General features: G+C 69.8%; 18 protein-coding genes. 4 read left to right on the forward strand and 14 right to left on the reverse strand.

What is annotated here, in order from left to right; genetic code table 11:
* Positions 1-8: 8 nt before the first annotated feature.
* The 11 genes from AC07Q9_RS01650 to AC07Q9_RS01700 all read right to left on the reverse strand — a co-directional run bounded on the left by AC07Q9_RS01650 (position 9) and on the right by AC07Q9_RS01700 (position 11,523).
* Positions 9-1,604, reverse strand: coding sequence for a sulfatase-like hydrolase/transferase (locus AC07Q9_RS01650; RefSeq protein ID WP_495307013.1), 1,596 nt, complete (start codon positions 1,602-1,604; stop codon positions 9-11).
* A gap of 9 nt (positions 1,605-1,613) precedes the next feature.
* A complete protein-coding gene (locus tag AC07Q9_RS01655; RefSeq protein WP_495307014.1) occupies positions 1,614-2,474 on the reverse strand; it encodes a branched-chain amino acid ABC transporter permease in 861 nt (286 codons plus the stop codon).
* Complete coding sequence (locus AC07Q9_RS01660; RefSeq protein ID WP_139703647.1) at positions 2,467-3,183, reverse strand: ABC transporter ATP-binding protein; 717 nt, start codon at positions 3,181-3,183, stop codon at positions 2,467-2,469. Before AC07Q9_RS01660 ends, AC07Q9_RS01655 begins: the two co-directional genes overlap by 8 nt.
* A complete protein-coding gene (locus tag AC07Q9_RS01665) occupies positions 3,180-3,899 on the reverse strand; it encodes an ABC transporter ATP-binding protein (RefSeq protein ID WP_062479592.1) in 720 nt (239 codons plus the stop codon). Before AC07Q9_RS01665 ends, AC07Q9_RS01660 begins: the two co-directional genes overlap by 4 nt.
* 12 nt (positions 3,900-3,911) lie before the next feature.
* On the reverse strand, positions 3,912-5,165 hold the full coding sequence (locus AC07Q9_RS01670; RefSeq protein WP_495307015.1) for an ABC transporter substrate-binding protein: 1,254 nt from the start codon (positions 5,163-5,165) through the stop codon (positions 3,912-3,914).
* 48 nt (positions 5,166-5,213) lie between these two features.
* Positions 5,214-6,281, reverse strand: coding sequence for a maleylacetate reductase (locus AC07Q9_RS01675; protein WP_495307016.1), 1,068 nt, complete (start codon positions 6,279-6,281; stop codon positions 5,214-5,216).
* A gap of 21 nt (positions 6,282-6,302) precedes the next feature.
* Complete coding sequence (locus tag AC07Q9_RS01680; RefSeq protein WP_495307017.1) at positions 6,303-7,277, reverse strand: tripartite tricarboxylate transporter substrate binding protein; 975 nt, start codon at positions 7,275-7,277, stop codon at positions 6,303-6,305.
* A gap of 38 nt (positions 7,278-7,315) precedes the next feature.
* Entirely contained in the window at positions 7,316-8,779 is a 1,464-nt protein-coding gene (locus tag AC07Q9_RS01685) for an aldehyde dehydrogenase family protein (protein ID WP_495308202.1), read from the reverse strand.
* 95 nt (positions 8,780-8,874) lie between these two features.
* Entirely contained in the window at positions 8,875-9,882 is a 1,008-nt protein-coding gene (locus AC07Q9_RS01690; protein ID WP_070059783.1) for a hydroxyquinol 1,2-dioxygenase, read from the reverse strand.
* A gap of 23 nt (positions 9,883-9,905) precedes the next feature.
* Positions 9,906-10,415 carry a cupin domain-containing protein gene (locus AC07Q9_RS01695; protein WP_495307018.1) on the reverse strand — a complete coding sequence of 170 codons (510 nt, stop codon included), beginning with the start codon at positions 10,413-10,415 and terminating at the stop codon, positions 9,906-9,908.
* Positions 10,416-10,572: 157 nt separating this feature from the next.
* Positions 10,573-11,523 (reverse strand): LysR family transcriptional regulator, encoded by a 951-nt coding sequence (locus tag AC07Q9_RS01700; protein WP_062479604.1) that lies wholly within the window; start codon positions 11,521-11,523, stop codon positions 10,573-10,575.
* A 204-nt stretch (positions 11,524-11,727) separates the two neighbouring features.
* Here AC07Q9_RS01700 and AC07Q9_RS01705 point away from each other — a divergent pair, with 204 nt between their 5' ends.
* Genes AC07Q9_RS01705 through AC07Q9_RS01715 form a run of 3 tightly spaced genes read left to right on the forward strand, consistent with a single transcriptional unit; the run spans position 11,728 to position 12,408 of the window.
* Positions 11,728-11,889, forward strand: a complete 162-nt coding sequence (locus AC07Q9_RS01705) for a hypothetical protein (protein ID WP_495307019.1) — start codon at positions 11,728-11,730, stop codon at positions 11,887-11,889.
* 9 nt (positions 11,890-11,898) lie between these two features.
* Entirely contained in the window at positions 11,899-12,144 is a 246-nt protein-coding gene (locus AC07Q9_RS01710; protein ID WP_062479607.1) for a hypothetical protein, read from the forward strand.
* Between the two features lie 12 nt (positions 12,145-12,156).
* The gene (locus tag AC07Q9_RS01715; protein WP_095744491.1) at positions 12,157-12,408 is read left to right on the forward strand and encodes a general secretion pathway protein GspL; all 252 of its coding nucleotides are present in this window, start codon (positions 12,157-12,159) and stop codon (positions 12,406-12,408) included.
* Positions 12,409-12,420: 12 nt separating this feature from the next.
* Here the strand turns inward: AC07Q9_RS01715 and AC07Q9_RS01720 are convergent, their stop codons facing one another.
* The 3 genes from AC07Q9_RS01720 to AC07Q9_RS01730 are packed head-to-tail and all read right to left on the reverse strand — an operon-like array spanning position 12,421 to position 16,057.
* Positions 12,421-14,193 carry a cytochrome c biogenesis protein DipZ gene (locus AC07Q9_RS01720; RefSeq protein WP_495307020.1) on the reverse strand — a complete coding sequence of 591 codons (1,773 nt, stop codon included), beginning with the start codon at positions 14,191-14,193 and terminating at the stop codon, positions 12,421-12,423.
* A gap of 27 nt (positions 14,194-14,220) precedes the next feature.
* On the reverse strand, positions 14,221-15,585 hold the full coding sequence (locus AC07Q9_RS01725) for an ATP-binding protein (RefSeq protein ID WP_495307021.1): 1,365 nt from the start codon (positions 15,583-15,585) through the stop codon (positions 14,221-14,223).
* A 52-nt stretch (positions 15,586-15,637) separates the two neighbouring features.
* Entirely contained in the window at positions 15,638-16,057 is a 420-nt protein-coding gene (locus AC07Q9_RS01730) for an organic hydroperoxide resistance protein (protein WP_307589588.1), read from the reverse strand.
* 193 nt (positions 16,058-16,250) lie between these two features.
* Here AC07Q9_RS01730 and AC07Q9_RS01735 point away from each other — a divergent pair, with 193 nt between their 5' ends.
* Positions 16,251-16,991 (forward strand): response regulator, encoded by a 741-nt coding sequence (locus tag AC07Q9_RS01735; protein WP_062470956.1) that lies wholly within the window; start codon positions 16,251-16,253, stop codon positions 16,989-16,991.
* The last annotated feature ends 274 nt before the right edge of the window (positions 16,992-17,265 follow it).

A 17,265-nucleotide genomic window follows, 5' to 3' on the forward strand; every position in this document is an offset into this window, starting at 1 on the left:
GCGCTCGCCTACCAGGCGCCGATGAGGATGCCGGCCGCCAGCTCGCGTTCGTTCCAGCGCGCGATGTCTTCGGGCGCCACCGTGGGAAAGCGCCGCCGCTGGCGCAGCCAGTCGAACAGCAGGCCCAGCATCCGCTCGCGCACCGCGGCGAAGGCCGGGTCGCGGCCGAGGTCGACCAGTTCGTCCGGGTCGGCCTGCATGTCGAACAGCTGCGGCGGCAGGTCTTCGAAGTGCACGAACTTCCAGCGGCGCGTGCGCAGCATCGTCATGTGGCAGCGCTCGACGGGCTGGGCCAGCGGCAGGCGCACCTCGTCACGAAAGGCGAAGCTGTTCTCGCACACCACCAGGTCCTTGCCGGCCGCGCCGGCGTGGCCGTGCAGCAGCGGGCGCAGCGACTGCCCTTCGAGCCATTCGGCCGGCTGCGGCAGGCCCAGCGCATCGAGCATCGTCGGCACGAGGTCGATGCATTCGACCAGCGCGTCGCTCACCGTGCCGCGGCGTGCATCGGCCTCGGCGCGCGGATCGACCACGATCAGCGGCACCTTCACGATCGGGTCGTGGAACAGCTCCTTCTCGCCCAGCCAGTGGTCGCCCAGGTAGTCGCCGTGGTCGCTGGTGAAGACCACCAGCGTGTCGCGGTCCAGCCCCTGTTCGGCCATGAAGGCGAAGAGCCGGCCGAGCTGGTCGTCGACCTGCTTCACGAGACCCATGTAGGTCGGCACCACGGTGTTGCGCACCTCGTCGCGGCTGAAGTTGCGGCTCACGGTTTCGCGCCGGAAGCCCTGGACCACCGGGTGGGCGTCGACGCGCTCGGCCTCGCTGCGCACCACCGGCAACATGTCCTCGGGCCCGTACATCGCGTGGTACGGCGCGGGCGCCACGTAGGGCCAGTGCGGCTTGATGTACGACAGGTGCAGCACCCAGGGCGCGTCGCCGGCCTCGCGCATGAAGTCGATCGCACGGTCGGTCGTGTAGGGCGTTTCGCTGTGCGCGCCGGCGATGTGCGCGGGCCGGTCGGCCCAGCGCATCTGCCAGCCGCTCAGGATCTCGCCGTCGGGGCCGCGGCCCGAGTTGGCGAAGTCATGCCAGGGGTTGTCCGATTCGTAGCCTTGCGCGCGCAGCCAGTCGCAGTAGGCATTGCCCGTGACCTTGAAGCCCGGCGGCCAGATGCCGTCGTCGCGCGCATAGGGCTCGAAGCCGCCTTCCATCGCGAGCCGGCCCGCGCCCTGCGTCGGGTCGATGCCCAGGCGGTGGGCGCCCTCGGTGTCGGCCTCGACGTGCGTCTTGCCGACCAGCGCGCAGCGCACGCCGTGCGGGCGCAGGTGGTCGCCCAGCGTCTTCTGCCCCACCGACAGCGGCACGAAGTTCCACATCGTCCCGTGGCTGCTGACATAGCGGCCGGTGTAGGTCGACATGCGCGAGGCGCCGCAGACCGCGCCCTGCGCATAGGCATGGCTGAAGCGCACGCCGCGCGCGGCCAGCGCATCGATGTGCGGGGTCTGCAGGCGCGGGTGGCCGTAGCACGAGAGGTGGTCGGCGCGCAGCTGGTCGCACATGATGAACAGCACGTGCCTGAGCGGCGCGGGGGAGGTCTTGTCGGTCATGTCAGCAGGTCAGCGTGTCTTGGGGAACAGTCCCTGCGGCCGCAGCACCAGCACCGCGAGGAACACGAGATGGCCGAACCAGATGCCCCAGCCCGGATCGATGCGAAAGCCGATCTGCTGCGCGATGCCCAGGATCATGGCGCCGGCCAGCGTGCCCCAGAACGAGCCCATGCCGCCGATGATCACGGCCTCGAAGGCGAAGAGCAGCAGCAGCGGGCCGTCCGACGGCGACACCGTGGTGCGCATGCCCTGCAGCGCGCCGGCGATGGCGATCAGCACGAAGGCGATGCCCGTGGCCAGCGCATACACCTGCTTGGCCTTCAGGCCCATCAGCTCGGCGATCTCGCGGTCGTCGGACACCGCGCGGAAGGTGCGGCCCAGCGGCGTGCGCGTGAACATCCACTGCATCGCGCCCGTGGCCGCCACCGCGACCGCCAGGATCACCAGCGGCAGCGCCCCCAGCGCCAGCGTGTCGCCCAGCGGCACCGAGGCGGTGGCCAGCGCGCCGATCTCGATGGCGCGCGGGTCGGCCGAGAACAGCTCCAGCAGCAGGTTCTGGATCACGATCGACAGGCCGAAGGTCACGACCAGCGAAGGAAGCGGGTCCTTGCCCAGCGTGCCGTTGAGCACGTGGCGCTGCAGCAGGTAACCGAAGCCGAAGGCCAGCGGCAGCACCGCGAGCACCACCGCCCACGGCACGGATGCGCCGGTCATCGAGACACCGGCGATCACCGCGAAGGCGCCCAGGATGATGAAGTCGCCCTGCGCCGTGTTGGTCAGCCGCATCACGCCGAACATCAGCGACTGGCCGAGCGCGAACAGCGTGTAGAGGCCGCCGAGCAGCACGCCCTGGAGCAGGGTTTCAAGCATGGTGCTCCTCGATGCCGAAATAAGCCTGCGAGATCTGCTCGGGCGTGAGTTCGTCCGAGCGCCCCGTGAGCGACACGCGCCCGTCCTGGAAGCAGTACACGCGCTGCGACACCTGCCGCGCCATGCGCACGTCCTGCTCCACGATCACGACCGTCATGCCCTCCCCCGTGATGGCCGGCATGGCCGCGTAGATCTCGCGGATGACGACCGGCGCCAGGCCGAGCGAGAGCTCGTCGCACAGCAGCAGCTCGGGGTTGCTCATGAGCGCGCGGCCCAGCGCCACCATCTGCTGCTGCCCGCCCGACAGCGAGGTGGCGGGCTGGCGACGCTTCTCGGCCAGGATGGGGAACAGGCCGTACAGGCGCTGCAGGTTCCACGGCCCCGCGCGGCGCGGCGTGGCGCCCATCAGCAGGTTCTCTTCCACGCTCAGGCTCGGGAACAGGCGCCGGCCTTCCGGCACCATCGCCAGGCCGCGCCGCACGATCTCGCCGGGCGGCAGGCCGCCGATGGGTTCGCCCTTGAAGCGGATCGCGTCGGACGGCGCGCGCAGCAGCCCCGTGAGGCTTTTCAGAAAGGTCGACTTGCCCGCGCCGTTGGCGCCGATGACCGCCACCAGCTCGCCCGCCGACAGCGTGAAGTCGATGCCGAACAGCGCCTGCGCATCGCCGTAGAAAGCCTGCAGGCCGTGGGTGTCTAGCAGCGCGCTCATGCCTCGATCCCCATGTACACGCGCCGCACCTCGGGGTCGTTCATCACCGCGCGCGGCGCGCCTTCGGCCAGCTGCTGCCCGAAGTTGATGACGAACAGCCGGTCGGCCAGCGACAGCAGCGCATGCACGACGTGCTCGATCCAGATCATGGTCACGCCGCGCGCCTTGATGCGCTTCAGTTCCGCCACCAGCACCGCCGCCTCGGGCTCGGTGAGCCCGCCCGCGATCTCGTCGAGCAGCAGCAGGCGCGGCTTGGTCGCGAGCGCGCGCGCCAGCTCCAGCCGCTTGCGGTCGAGCAGCGTGAGCCCGCCGGCCGGCTTGTTGGCGTGCGGCGCCAGGCCGGTCTGGGCCAGCACCTCGTGCGCCGTCTCCCAGGCCTCGCGCTCGGCCTGCTGGCCGCCGAAGCAGGCGGCGGTGACGAGGTTCTCGAACACGCTCATGTGGCCGAAGGGCTGCGGCACCTGGTAGCTGCGGCCGATGCCGGCGCGGCAGCGCTGGTGCGGGCGCAGCCGCGTCACGTCGCGGCCCGCGTATTCCACGCGGCCGGCGTCGACGCGCGCGTCGCCCGAGATCAGGTTGAACAGCGTGGTCTTGCCCGCGCCGTTGGGCCCGAGGATGCCCAGCGTCTCGCCCTCGGCCACCGCCAGCGTGATGCCGTCGGTGACCTTGAGCGCCCCGTAGGACTTGCTCACGCCGTGCAAGGCCAGCAGCGTCATGGCAGCCGTCACTCAGAGCAGGCGCAGCGCGCCGCCGGTGGGGATCGCCTTCGCGGCCTCGTTGTTCACCAGCGTCAGCTCCACCTTGCGCTGCTTGCCCTTGCCCCACTGGCCGAGCACCAGCGGCGTCTTGCTGACGTTCTTGAACAGGCCCTGCCCGCCCCATTTCACGGGGCCGACCACGGAGTTGATCGAGGTCGCGGCCACGGCATCGCGCACATCGCCGGCCTTCAGCGACTTCGATCGCGACAGCGCGTTCGCCGCCACCTCGAACAGCGCATGCGCGAAGCCGATGGGCTGCGTCCACTGCTTCTTCGTGCCGGCCTCGTAAGCCTCGGCCAGCGCCTTGGCGCTTTGCTGCGTGAGGCTGGAGCTGAAGGGGTGCGACGGGCTCCACCACACCTCGGTCGAGAGGCCCTCGCCCAGCTCGCCCAGGGCCTCGATGGCGCCCGGGAACAGCAGCGCCTTGCCGAGCGTGATCACCTTGGGCTTGAAGCCCTGCTGGCGCGCCTGCGTGAGGAAGGTCTTGGCGTCGGGCGGGATCACCACGCCGGTGACGATCTCGACGTTGTCGCGCTTGAAGGCCGCGATCTGCGCGCTGAAATCTTGCGTGCCGTTCTGGAAGCGGCCGGGGTCGGTGAGCGTGAAGCTCATCTGCGCGAGCGGCTTGGGAAAGCCCAGCTCCTTGTCGCCCCAGGCATTGCCGTCGCCGTCGTTGGGGAACAGGCCGCCGACCTTCTTGTTGGTGGCCACGGTCTTCCAGCCGTTGGTGAAGGTGGCGATGACATCTTCGAGCCCCCAGAACAGGTGGTAGGTCCAGTTGAAGCCCTTGGCCGGATCGCCCTTGCGGCCGAAGAACCAGGGCTGCCACGGCACCACGCTGGAGATGCACGGCACCTCGTTGAGTTCGCAGGCATCGCTCACCGGGTTGGCGGTCTCGGGCGTGCCGGCCGTGAGCACCAGTGCGACCTTGTCTTTCAGGATCAGGTCGTTGGCCACCTCGCCCGCGCGGTTGGGGTTCGACTGGCTGTCCTTGAGCACGATCTGCACGACGTACTTCTTGCCGCCCACGCTGATGCCGTCCTTGAAGGCGGCCTTCATCTGCTCGATCACCCACTTGTCGGCCTCGCCGAAGGGCGCGAGCGGCCCGGTCTGCGGCGACACATAGCCGATCTTGAGCGTGTCGGCGGCGAACACCCGCGGCGCGGCGCCCGTGGCGGCGAGCGCAGCGGCGGCCTGCGTGAACTGTCTGCGGTTGAATGTCATGGCTGTCTCCTTCGTTGTTCGTGTGTGTCTTCGATGCCTGCGCCGTGCCTAGCCCGGCGGCTCGCCGTCGTAGGCGCGTTGCAGCAGCGCGCGGATCGCGTCGCGCTCGGCCGGGCCGAAGGGCCGCGGGTTCCAGTACGGGTTGGCGACGGCGATGTCGGCCGCGCGGTCGAGGTCGGCGGCACGCATGCCGATGTCCTTCAGCGCCACCGGCGCGCCGTTGTCGCGCGCCAGCGCAAAGACCGCCGCCGGCGCCGACACGCCGCCGAGCGCGCGCGCGATGCGCGCCATGGCACGCGGCGCGGCCTGCGCGTTGAACGCGAGCGCATGCGGCAGCACCACCGTGTGCACCTCGGCGTGCGGCAGGTTGAAGCTGCCGCCCAGCGTGTGGCACAGCTTGTGGTGCAGGGCCATGCCGACCGCGCCGAGCACGCCGCCGCAGAGCCAGGCGCCGTACAGCGCGTCGGAACGGGCGGCCAGGTCGTCGGGCTGCACGCGGATCGCCGGCAGTGCACGGGCGAGTGCCGCGATGCCCTCCTCGGCCATCAGGTCCATCACCGGGTTGCTGTCCTGCGCGTACAGGCCTTCGGCCGCGTGCGCGATGGCGTTGATGCCGCTGGTCACGCTCAGGCCCACGGGCAGCGTGCGCGACAGCTCGGGGTCGTAGATCACGGTGCGCGGCAGCACGCGCGGGTCCTTGCCGGTCTTCTTCAGGCCGTTCTCGGTGAGGCCGTAGATCGGCGTCATCTCGCTGCCCGCGTAGGTGGTCGGAATGGCGACGATCGGCAACCCCGACTCCAGCGCGATGGCCTTGCCCAGCCCCGTGGTGGAGCCGCCGCCCAGCGCCACGGCGCAGTCGGCACCGAGCCGGCGCGCCAGGTCGCGCGCCTCGCGCGCCGTTTCCACGGGCACGTGCATCACGGCGCGGTCGAACAGGCCGGCCGCCTGCGCGCCGAGCGAGGCCGCCACGCGCTCGGCCTGCGGGCGCTGCTCGGGCGTGCACAGCACCAGCGCCTTCTTCGCGCCCAGCGCATCGATCTCGCGCGCCAGGTGGCGCAGCGAACCGGCGCCGAACACCACGCGCTGCGGATGGGTGGTGTGGATGAAGTCGTGCATGGCGCGCTCCTTTCTGTCTGGCTATTCGAGGCTCAGGCGGCGCTCGCGCACCAGCCGGGTCCACTTGTCCTGCTCGGTGCGCAGCACGGCGGCGAACTGCTCGGGCGTGTTGGCGATGCCGGTCAAGCCCTGTTCGCGCAGCCGCTGCTGGAACGCGGGCTCGGTCACGACCTTGCGCACCTCGGCCTGCAGCCGGTCGACCACGGCGCGCGGCGTGCCAGCCGGGGCCAGCAGGCCGACCCAGGAGTTCACCTCGAAGCCGGGGTAGCCGCTCTCGGCCACGGTCGGCACGTCGGCATAGGCGGCCACGCGCTGCGCGCCGGTCTGGGCCAGGGCGCGCAGCCGGCCCGCGTTGACATGCGGCTGGGCCAGCACGGCCGAGAGGAACATCATCTCGACCTGCCCGCCCAGCAGGTCCTGCTGGGCCGGACCCCCACCGCGGTAAGGGATGTGCGTGACGAAGGTGCCGCTCACGGCCTTGAAGTACTCGGCCGTGAGGTGGTTGCTCGAGCCCGGTCCGACGCTGGCGTAGTTCAGGCGCCCCGGCTGCGCCTTGAGCAGGCCGACGAAGCGCACGAAGTCCTTGGCCTCGACCTTCGGGTTGACCACCAGCACCAGCGGATTGCTCGCCACCTGTGTCACGGGCTGCAGGTCTTTGGCGATGTCGAAACTCAGCTTCGGATAGACCAGCGGGTAGGTCGCGTAGCTGTCGAACACCATCAGCAGCGTGTGGCCGTCGGGCGCCGCGCGGGCCACCTCGGCGCCCGCCAGCGTGCCGCCGGCGCCGCTGCGGTTGTCCACGATCACGGTCTGGCCGAGCGCAGCCTGCAGGCGCGGCTGCAACTGGCGCGCGACGGTGTCGACGATGCCGCCCGGCGGAAAGCCGACGACCAGCCGCACCGGCTTGGTCGGCCAGGCCGGCGCCTGGGCCTGCGCGGCCATGCCCCACAGCAGCGTGCAGGCGACCAGGGCCCGGGAAAGGATCGGGAAAGACATCGTGTGCGCCCGTCGGGTTGGGAAGAAAAAGGAAAACGTCAGCGCACGAAGTGCGGCGGGATCTGCGCGTCGACGTTGACCCACACGCTTTTCACCTGCGTGTACTCGCGCATCGCGTCGAAGCCCATCTCGCGGCCGTAGCCGCTCTGGCCCACACCGCCGAAGGGCGAGCCGGGGTTCACGCGCTTGTAGCTGTTGATCCAGACCATGCCGGCGTGCAGGTCGCGCGCCACCTTGTGGGCGCGCTGCAGGTCGCGGGTCCACAGGCCGCTGCCCAGGCCGTAGTCGGTGCCGTTGGCGATCTGCATCGCCTCTTCGTCGGTCTTGAAGGTGAGCACGGTGACGAAGGGGCCGAACACCTCTTCCTGCGCCACGCGGTCCTGGTACGAGCGGGCGCGCACCACGGTCGGCTGCACATAGCAGCCCTGCGCCAGATCACCGCCGGGCGCGCCGCCGCCCGCCAGCACCTCGCCGCCCTGCGCCTTCGCGACCTCGACATAGCTCAGCACGCGGTCGCGGTGCTGGGCGCTCGTGAGCGGGCCCATCTCGGTGGCCTCGTCGAGCGGGTTGCCCAGGCGGATCGACTGCGCGAGCGGAATGAACTGCTCGAGGAAGGCGTCGGCGATCTTCTCGTGCAGCATCAGCCGCGAACCCGCGATGCAGGCCTGGCCCTGGTTGTGGAAGATGGCCCAGGCGCTGCCGTTCACGGCGGCCTGCAGGTTGGCGTCCTCGAACACGATGTTGGGGCCCTTGCCGCCGAGCTCGAGCTGCACCTTCTTCAGGTTGCCCGCGCTGGCCTGCACGATGCGCCGGCCGGTGGCGGTGCTGCCGGTGAAGGCGATCTTGGCGATCTCGGGGTGCTCGGCGATGTACTGGCCCGCCACGCTGCCCAGGCCCGGCAGCATGTTGACCACGCCGGGCGGCACGCCGGCCTCGGCCATCAGCTCGGCGATGCGCAGCGAGGTGAGCGGCGTGATCTCGGCCGGCTTCATCACGATGCAGTTGCCGGCCGCGAGCGCGGGCGCCATCTTCCAGCTCGTGAACATCAGCGGGAAGTTCCACGGCACCACCTGGCCGACGATGCCGACCGGCTCGCGCAGCGTGTAGTTGAGAAAGCCCTCTTCCACCGGAATGGTCTCGCCCTGGAACTTGTCGGCCATGCCGCCGAAGTAGCGAAAGCACGCGGCGGTGCGCGGCACGTCGAGCCGGCGCGAGTCGCGGATCGGGTGGCCGGTGTCCAGCGATTCGAGCCGCGCGAGCTCTTCGCCGTTGGCCTCGATGAGATCGGCCAGCTTCAGCAGGATGCGCCCGCGGTCAGCGGCGGCCATGCGGCTCCACTTGGGGAATGCGCGCTTCGCGGCGGCCACGGCCTTGTCGACGTCGGCCTTGCCGGCCAGCGCGACCTGGGCGATGGGCGTGTTGTCGTGCGGATTCAGCGTGGCGAGCGTCTCGCCGGATGCGGCGTCGACGAAACGGCCGTCGATGAAAAGCTGGTGGCGGATGGAAAGAGCAGGCATGGGTTCTCCTCGCCCTCCCCGCGCGGGGAGGGCTGGATGGATGGGTGGCGGGAAGAAAGAGGCGGCGGCGGGCCGGCCGGTCAGAACTCGACCGGGATCTCGGGCGACTCGCCCTTCTGGATCTCGTAGACCAGGCTGGGCGAGCCGTTCTCCCACACCAGCAGCATCGAGCGCTTGGGGCTGAAGCCCTGGTGGCGGCAGTAGGCGGGCATGGCGGCCATGTCGCCGGCCTTCATGATCACGCGGGCCATGGGCTTGCCGGTGTTCTTGTCGCCGCAGTCCCAGTGGATCTCGTCGGTCATCTGGAAGAACCACTCGACGCGGTCGTTGCCGTGGATGATCGGCAGGATGTGCTCCTCGGTCGTCGGGCACATGTAGCTGTGCTTCACCACCGAGGTGAAGCTCGGGTTCCACGTGACCTGCGAGCGGCTCAGGAAGCCGAAGAGGTTGAAGGCGTGCACCTCGTTCTCGAAGCCCGGCTCGGGGTGCAGCTCGGGCTGGCCCTGCGGCACGTCGGCGAAGGCGCGGTTGACGGGCGCGCCGCGCGCGTCGCTGCGCAGGTCGAGGTCGCCCTTCAGGCCCACGCAGCGCTTGGCCAGCTCGCGCGCCCGGGTGATCTTGGCCGTGTTGTTGCCGCTCTTGCGGCCGTAGGGCGAGCCGGTTTCCTGCGGCGCGGCGAAGGGGTCGAAGGCCTCGTTGGTCCAGTCGTCGAGCATGGCCTCGAAGGTGGCGCGGATCTGCGCCGTAGGGAAGTTCTCGAGCAGGTCGATGCCCGCGTCCTTCATGGTGCCGTTGAAACTGCCGGCATACAGGTCGACCGAGTCGTAGTGGTTGATGGTGCCGAACACGTTGTCGAAGTTGACCCAGCCGTAGAAGAAGCCCCAGGCCACGTCGCGCATCAGCGCACGCAGGTAGTTGCCGGCGTCCATGGTGTGGCTCATGGGACGCCCGTCGCGGGTCTTCCAGGTGATGTGGGCGAAGTACTCGTCCCGGCGGAAGCCGAAGCTGCCGAGCGAGAAATCCTTGTAGCCGAGCGTGGCATCGGGCTGCGATGCGATGACCTTGGCGAGTTCTGCGGGTGCGTTCATGGTGTGGCTCCTGGATGGCTTGTTCAGTGCGTCTGGCAGATGTCGGCCCACTTCTCGATGGAGAGGTCGCCTTTGCAGGTCTGCAGCACGATCACGCTGGGGTCGCCGGCCACGCGGAACTGGTAGGCCGTGTTCTTGGGCAGCAGGCCCTGGTGGCCACGCGAGAGCTTCATCCAGCCCATCTTCTTGCCCTGGGGTTCGCCCTTCACCCGCACGGCGCCGTTCTTCTCGGTGTCGGCCACGGCCTGGGCCGCATCGAGCTGCACGAGGTGCACTTCGACCTCGCCGTCCATCACGAGCGCGAACTCGTCGTGCGCGCAAGTGAACCAGGGCGAGGTGCCTTCGGCGCGCAGCGTTTCCAGCACGTAGATCTGGTTCTGGCCGAACACGACCTTCTCGTACGGTGCGCTGATGCTGGCGATCTCGAAGCAGTTGGAGAACGCGTAGTGGCGCACGTCGTCGTCGATGGGCTCGACGTGGCCTTTCTCGAAGTGCTTGAGGGACCCGAAGCGGGTCTGGTATGCGACGGTCATGGGTGTCTCCTGAGGTGCCGGACGATGCAGCGTGGTGGCTGCGATGTGTGCACTGTAGGAAACGGGGGGCGCGAGCGGTAGGCCCGAAACGCGGGCCGCATTGTTCGGCAAATCCGTTCAATGCACAGGGTTTACCCCGGAACGGGCCGCGCTCGCGTCAGGCGTCCCAGATCAGCCCCGGCGGCAGCAGGCCGCGTTCGATCATGGCGGCGTCCCATGGCGGCACCTTCGAGAACGCCTGGGTCAGGTGCTCGATGAACAGGCGCAGCTTGAAGGCATTGCGCGAGGTGCCCGCGTACACCGCGCTCAGCGAGAACGACGACAGCTGGTGCGCCGGCAGCACCACCTCCAGGTCGCCGCGCAGGATCGCCTCGCCGGCCACCAGCGTCGGCAGGCAGACGATGCCGGCGTGCTCCATGGCGTACTCGCGCAGCAGGTGGACGCTGTTGGTGAGCAGCGCCGCGCTCATGTACAGCGTGACCTGCTCGCCCGCATGATGGAAGGTCCAGCGGTCGCGCGTGGGGTAGCCCGAGTACAGGCCGAGCGTGTGCTTGTGCAGTTCGCGCGGGCTCGCGGGCCGGCCGTGCGCGCGCAGGTACTCGGGCGTGGCGCAGAACACGCGGCGCACCGGGAACAGCGGGCGCGACACCAGCTCGGTCGACGCCGCCGGAAAAATCTGCAGCGCGCAATCGACGCCCGCCTTCACCGGGTCGACCACCGCGTCGCTCACGATGAGCTCCAGGTGGATGTCCGGAAAGCTCACCTGGAAGGCGCGCAGCAGCGTCGCGAAATGCCCCAGCACGAAACCCGTGAGCGCATGCACGCGCAGCGTGCCGGTGGGCCCGTCCTTGGCGTCGCGCATCTGGTCCATGATGTCGTTGGCCCGCCCGACCAGCTCGACGCAGTCGCGCAGGAAGGCCTGCCCCACGTCGCTGAGCCGGACCACGCGCGTGCTGCGGTGGAACAGCGGCGCGCCGACGTGGTCCTCGAGCTGCTTCACGCGGCTGGTCACCACCGATTTCGACACCCGCAGCTGGCGCGCGGCCTCGGCAAAGCTCTGGGTCTGTGCGACCCGCACGAAGGTCTCTATGTTCTCGAGGCGGTCCATGGGGCATGCAATGTAGCGGTTGCGCGGCGGCGGCCGGTCGGCCGCACGGGTGTGAAGTACTGCGCAATCCCGCTCGGAGATTGACCGCACCCTTCTCAATTCGCCCACAAATGTGAGCATTTCCCTGTGAGATTGTTAATACGGCAACTATTGTCCTGCCCCGAAGCACCCCGGGTGCACAAGAAATCGAAGCAGGGAGTTCCCATGACCAAATCCACGATCACCGTGATGCTCGCGCTGGCGGCATCCGTCCTCATGAGCGCCTGCGTGCACCACCAGGCGCCGCCGCCGCGCGCCGAGCCCGCGCCGGCCCAGAAGGGCGGCAACTTCTGCCCGCCGGGCCAGGCCAAGAAGGGCAACTGCTGATCGCCCGCCATGCTGAACCCGTTCCTGCGTGACATGACGCCCGACGAACTGCCGACCGGCACCGCGCGGCCCGCCTACATCGCCCTGCTGCCCGTGCTGGCCTACGTGCTCGTCGCCATCGCGTTCCTGAGCATGTCGGTGGTCGTGCCGAGCCTGCTCGTGGCCTGCCTGTTCGCGACAGCGGCAGCCATGTCGCTGGGCGCGGGCGTGGTGCTCGGCATGAGCATCTGGATCTTTCCGCAGCTGTCGAGCTGAAGGCCGCACGCCATGAGTACTTCCAACGCTTCCGTCTTCCGCGTCCACAGCTGGCGCACGACCCTGCTGGCAGCCTCCGTGGTGCTGCTGATCGTGATGGCGCTGCTCATGAAGTGGCTGGTCGAACTGCAGGTGGAAACCGCGCAGGAACGCCAGCTGCGCGAAGCCGTCGCGCGCGAGGCCGACGCCCGCTGCTTCGTGCTGCCCACGCGACAGGAGGTCGACACCTGTCGGGCCGTCAACGCGGCGGGCCTCACGCCCTGACCGGGGCGCCGCTCAACCGAAGGTAAACGCGTAGGCCTGCGCTCCGGCGTCGAGAAACTCGATCTCGAACAGCCGCTCCTTGCCGCTGCCCGCCGACTGCCGCACCAGCTGGTACAACTTCTGCGCATCGACCACGCCGTGGCCCTGCGCGTCGGTGTCGGCGCCGTGGTCCGCCAGCGGCGGCTGGCCGTCCACCCGCACCGTGAAACGCACCGGCTTGCCGTCGGCCATCGGGCCGAGCACGAGGTGCAGGTCGCGCGCCTTGAAGCGGTAGGCGATGCGGCCATTGGCCTGGTTCAGCACGGCACGCTCGCCCTCCACTGTCCAGTCGCCGCCCAGCGACCACTGGTTGGTGCGCAGCGAGGAAGCCACGGGCTCGTAGGCCTTCGCTCGGTCGCGCGCGATGCCGCCGGGCGACGCGAAGCCGTGCGCACGCGCATGGCCCAGGTAGGTTTCGCCGGACTGCGCCGGCTCGGCGCCGGGCGCGGCCTGGGTGCCCTGCCCCAGCGGCGCCACCAGCCCGGCCGCGACCTGCGCCTGCCCGGCCTCGGCCAGCAGTTGCTGGATCACCTGCTCGGCCTTGTCGTAGCGGTTCTCGCCGAACTGGTGATGGCGGATGCGCCCCTGCGCATCGACGAAATAGAACGCCGGCCAGGCCTGGTTGTCGAAGCCGCGCCAGATCGAAAAGTCGTTGTCCAGCGCCACCGGGAACCCGATGCCCAGGTCTTTCACGGCCTTGCGCACGTTGGCCGGGTTCTTCTCGAACGCGAACTCCGGCGCATGCACGCCGAGGACGACCAGGCCCGCATCCCTGTACTTGTCGGCCCAGGCGCGCACGTAGGGCAGCGTGCGCAGGCAGTTGATGCACGAGTAGGTCCAGAAGTCGACGAGCACCACCTTGCCGCGCAAGGCCTCGGGCGTGAGCGGCGCCGAGTTGATCCACTCGGTCGCGCCCGCCAGCGAAGGCAGGCGGCCCTCGACACGGAGGTCACGCGCGGGCACGGGGGCCGGGCGGGTGTCCGAGACGCGCACGAAGCCGGCGTCTGCACGTTGCGCCTGCGGTGTGTCCTTGCGCAGCATGTCCACCAGCGCCTGCTCGAGCGTCGACGTGGTGTCCAGCGACAGGCGCGCGAGCCAGCCGGTGTCCAGCCCCAGCGCGATGGCGCCCACGCCGGCCAGCACGGCGGCGCCGGCGATGCGCCGCACCCCGTCGCCGGTCGGCAGCGTGCGCTTCAGCACCGACAGCAGCCGGCCGCCGGACAGCAGCGCCACCGCAAGCGACGTGCACGCGCCGGCCGCGTAGGCGAGCAGCAGCAGCGAGGTGCCGACGCTCGCGCCGTGGAGCGCCGCGCCCGTCAGGATCAGCCCGAGGATCGGCCCCGCGCACGGTGCCCAGAGCAGGCCCGTGCCCACGCCCAGCCACAGCGGCGAGAACACCGAGGCCTGCGGCTCATCAGACGTGCGGGACATGCGCAGACCCAGCGCCACCAGCGGCCGACTCAGCCGCTCGGCCACGCGCGGGAGCAGCAGCGTCGCACCGAACAGCGCGAGCAAGGCCATCGCCGCGTAGCGCCCGTATTCGTTGAGCGTGACGATCCAGCCGCCGCCCACCGCCGCCAGCGTGGCGACCACGGCGAAGGCCAGCGCCATGCCCACGAGCATCGGCAGGCCGTGCGAGCGGAACGGCCGGTCGGCGCGCGCGAATACGAAGGGCAGCACCGGCAGGATGCAGGGGCTCAGGATCGTGAGCACCCCGCCCAGGTAGGCGATGAAGAGGATGAGCATGGGGATGTGAAAGATGGGGGGTCGGGTTCAGCGAGCGGGCGCGGCGGCCAACGCCAGCCGCGCCTCCAGCCCGCCTTCGGGGCGGTTGTGCAGCGTGAGCTCGGCGCCCATGGCCATGGCCAGCTGGTGCGCGATGGCCAGGCCCAGGCCGGTGCCGCCGGTGCTGCGGTTGCGCGAGCTTTCGACGCGGTAGAAGGGCTTGAGCACCGCGTCGAGCTCGTCGGGGGGAATGCCCGGGCCGTTGTCGAGCACGCTCACCACGAGGCGGCCACCCTCGTTTTCGGCCTGCACGCGCAGCGTCACGTCGGAGCCGAACTTCAGCGCGTTGTCGATCAGGTTCATCAGGATGCGACGCAGCGCGTTCGGGCGGCTCACGATCGGCGCGCCGGCCCGGCCGTCGAGCCGCACCTGCTGGCCCACGTCTTCGTAGTCGGCCACCATGCTCTCGAACAGCGCGTCGGCGTCGATGCGCAGCGGCGGCTCGGTGGCGCCGTGCAGCGTGCGCGCATAGGTCACGCCTTCGCGCACCAGTGCGTTCATCGCGTCCAGGTCCTGGCGGAATTTCTCGCGGTCGTGCGTGTCGTCCATCAGCTCGGTGCGCAGGCGCATCCGCGTGATGGGCGTCTGCAGGTCGTGCGAGATGGCCGCCAGGATTTCGACGCGCTCCGCCATGTAGCCCGCGATGCGCTGCTGCATGGCGTTGAAGGCGCGCGCCGCGTGCGCCACTTCGGTCGGGCCCTCTTCCACCAGCGTGCGGCCTTTCAGATCAGGGCCGAGCTGGTCGGCCGCCGCGGACAGCTGCGCGAGCGGCCGCGTCACCAGCCGCACCGCGACCCAGGCGCACACGGCCAGCACCAGCAGCTGGCCCACCAGCAGCCACATCACCCAGCCCGACACCGGCATGCCCACGCGCATGGCGTGCACGACCACGGATGAGCCGTCGCCCAGCCGCACCTCGATCTGCAGGCCCTCGGGCGGCCAGGCCACCTCGCCGACCTTGACGACCGGGAACGGGCGCATCGCATCGACGATGGCCGCGGCAAACTGCTGCGAAGCCTCCGAGCGGGGCGCGCCGCCCTGCGCGCTGCCGCCCAGCACGAAGCGGTAGTTGCGCCGTTCCAGCCGGTCGAGCCAGCCGGCCCGTTCCGCCGCGGGGAGCCGATCGAGGATGGCGACCGAGCTCGCGATGTCGCGCTCGATGCCGATCATCATCAGCTCGCGAAGCGCCATGTTCCGCTCGTAGCGGATCGCCGCGAAGGTGAGCAGCTGCGCGATCGCCAGGCCCACCACGATGATCAGCGTCACGCGGGAGAACAGCGAGCCGGGCAGCAGCCGGCGCCAGCGCGGCGCGGTACCGGTCGGATTCGCAACGGGATTCGCGGAAGTGGACATGGACAGCTTCTTCAGTCAGGCGGCGTGGCGACGCGTCATCAGCGCAGCGGGCTCACACCAGGTGGATGGCAACGTCGATGTTGCCTCGGGTCGCCTTGGAATAGGGGCAGGTCTGGTGCGCGGCCTCGGTGAGGGCCTGCGCCACCTCGCGGTCCAGGCCCGGCAGGCTCACGTTCAGGCGCGCCTGCAGGAAGTATTCGCCGCCGGCGGTGCCCAGGTCGACCTCGGCATCCACGGCCAGGTCGGGTGGCAGCGCGACCTTCATCTTGCCGGCCGCCTTGCCCATCGCGCCGATGAAGCAGGCCGACCAGCCGGCCGCGAACAGCTGCTCGGGGTTGGTGCCGGTGCCGGCGCTGCCGGGCGACGAGAGCTTGATGTCCAGGCGGCCATCGGAGCTGCGCGCCTCGCCGTCGCGGCCCCCCGAGGAGGTGCGGGTCTTGCCGGTGTAGAGGACTTTGTCGATGCGGGTCATGGGGGTTCCTTGAATGCAGGGTGGTTGGAGAACGCACGGATTGTTGGGCCGCCCACCCCCTGCCGGATCGCCTTCTGTATGCCTGTGTATCTGGCCCGCACATCCACACACTACGTTTCCACGGCCACCCCCGGCGCGCCGCCGGAACGCTACATTGCGGCTGCGGCGCCGTGCCGCCAATGCCTCCCCTGCCATGACGCCCAAGACCTCCGACCACATCCTCATCGTCGACGACGACCGGGACATCCGCGAACTGCTCACCACCTACCTGGTGAAGAACGGCCTGCGCGTGGTCGCGGTGCCCACGGGGCGCCACATGCGCGCCGCGCTCGAGGCGTCGGGGCCCTTCGACCTGATCATCCTGGACCTGATGCTGCCCGGCGAAGACGGGCTCACGCTGTGCCGCGACCTGCGCACCGGCAAGTACAAGGCCACGCCCATCCTCATGCTGACCGCGCGCAGCGAGGAAGCCGACCGCATCCTGGGCCTGGAGATGGGCGCCGACGACTACCTGGCCAAGCCCTTTTCCGCGCGTGAGCTGCTGGCGCGCATCCGCGCCGTGATGCGCCGCACGCGCATGCTGCCGCCCAACATGGGCACCGTCGAGCCTTCGCAGAAGCTGGGGTTCGGCGAGTGGCAGGTCGACACGGTGGCGCGCCACCTGATCGACGACGCCGGCGTGATGGTGGCGCTGAGCGGCGCCGAGTACCGGCTGCTGCGCGTGTTCCTGGACCACCCGCAGAAGGTGCTCAGCCGCGACCAGCTGCTGAGCCTGACGCAGGGCCGCGAAGCCGAGCTTTTCGAGCGCTCCATCGACCTGCTCGTGAGCCGGCTGCGCCAGCGCCTGCGCGACGACGCGCGCGAGCCGCGCTACATCAAGACCGTGCGCAGCGAAGGCTACGTGCTCGCTTCGGCGGTCGAAGCGAGAGACTGACCGACGCCACGCTCTGGCACTGCGTCGGGTGACGCACCTCGTGCGCGAACCCACCCGCGAAGAACAGCAGTGCGAACCAGAGCTTCTTGAATCCGCGAGGGCGCGTCATGGGGATTTCCTTCAGGCGATGAGTGGATGACGGGCGGATTGTTGGCCGCCCGCGCACCGCGCAACGGGCATTGCGTATGCCTGTGTATCCCGGCCCGACATCGACACACCACGTTTCGTTGAAGCGGTCTTGCGCGCCTGCGTTTGAAATTTAGTGTGGCCGGAA

The organism is Variovorax sp. GW821-FHT09A10, assembly GCF_059418385.1.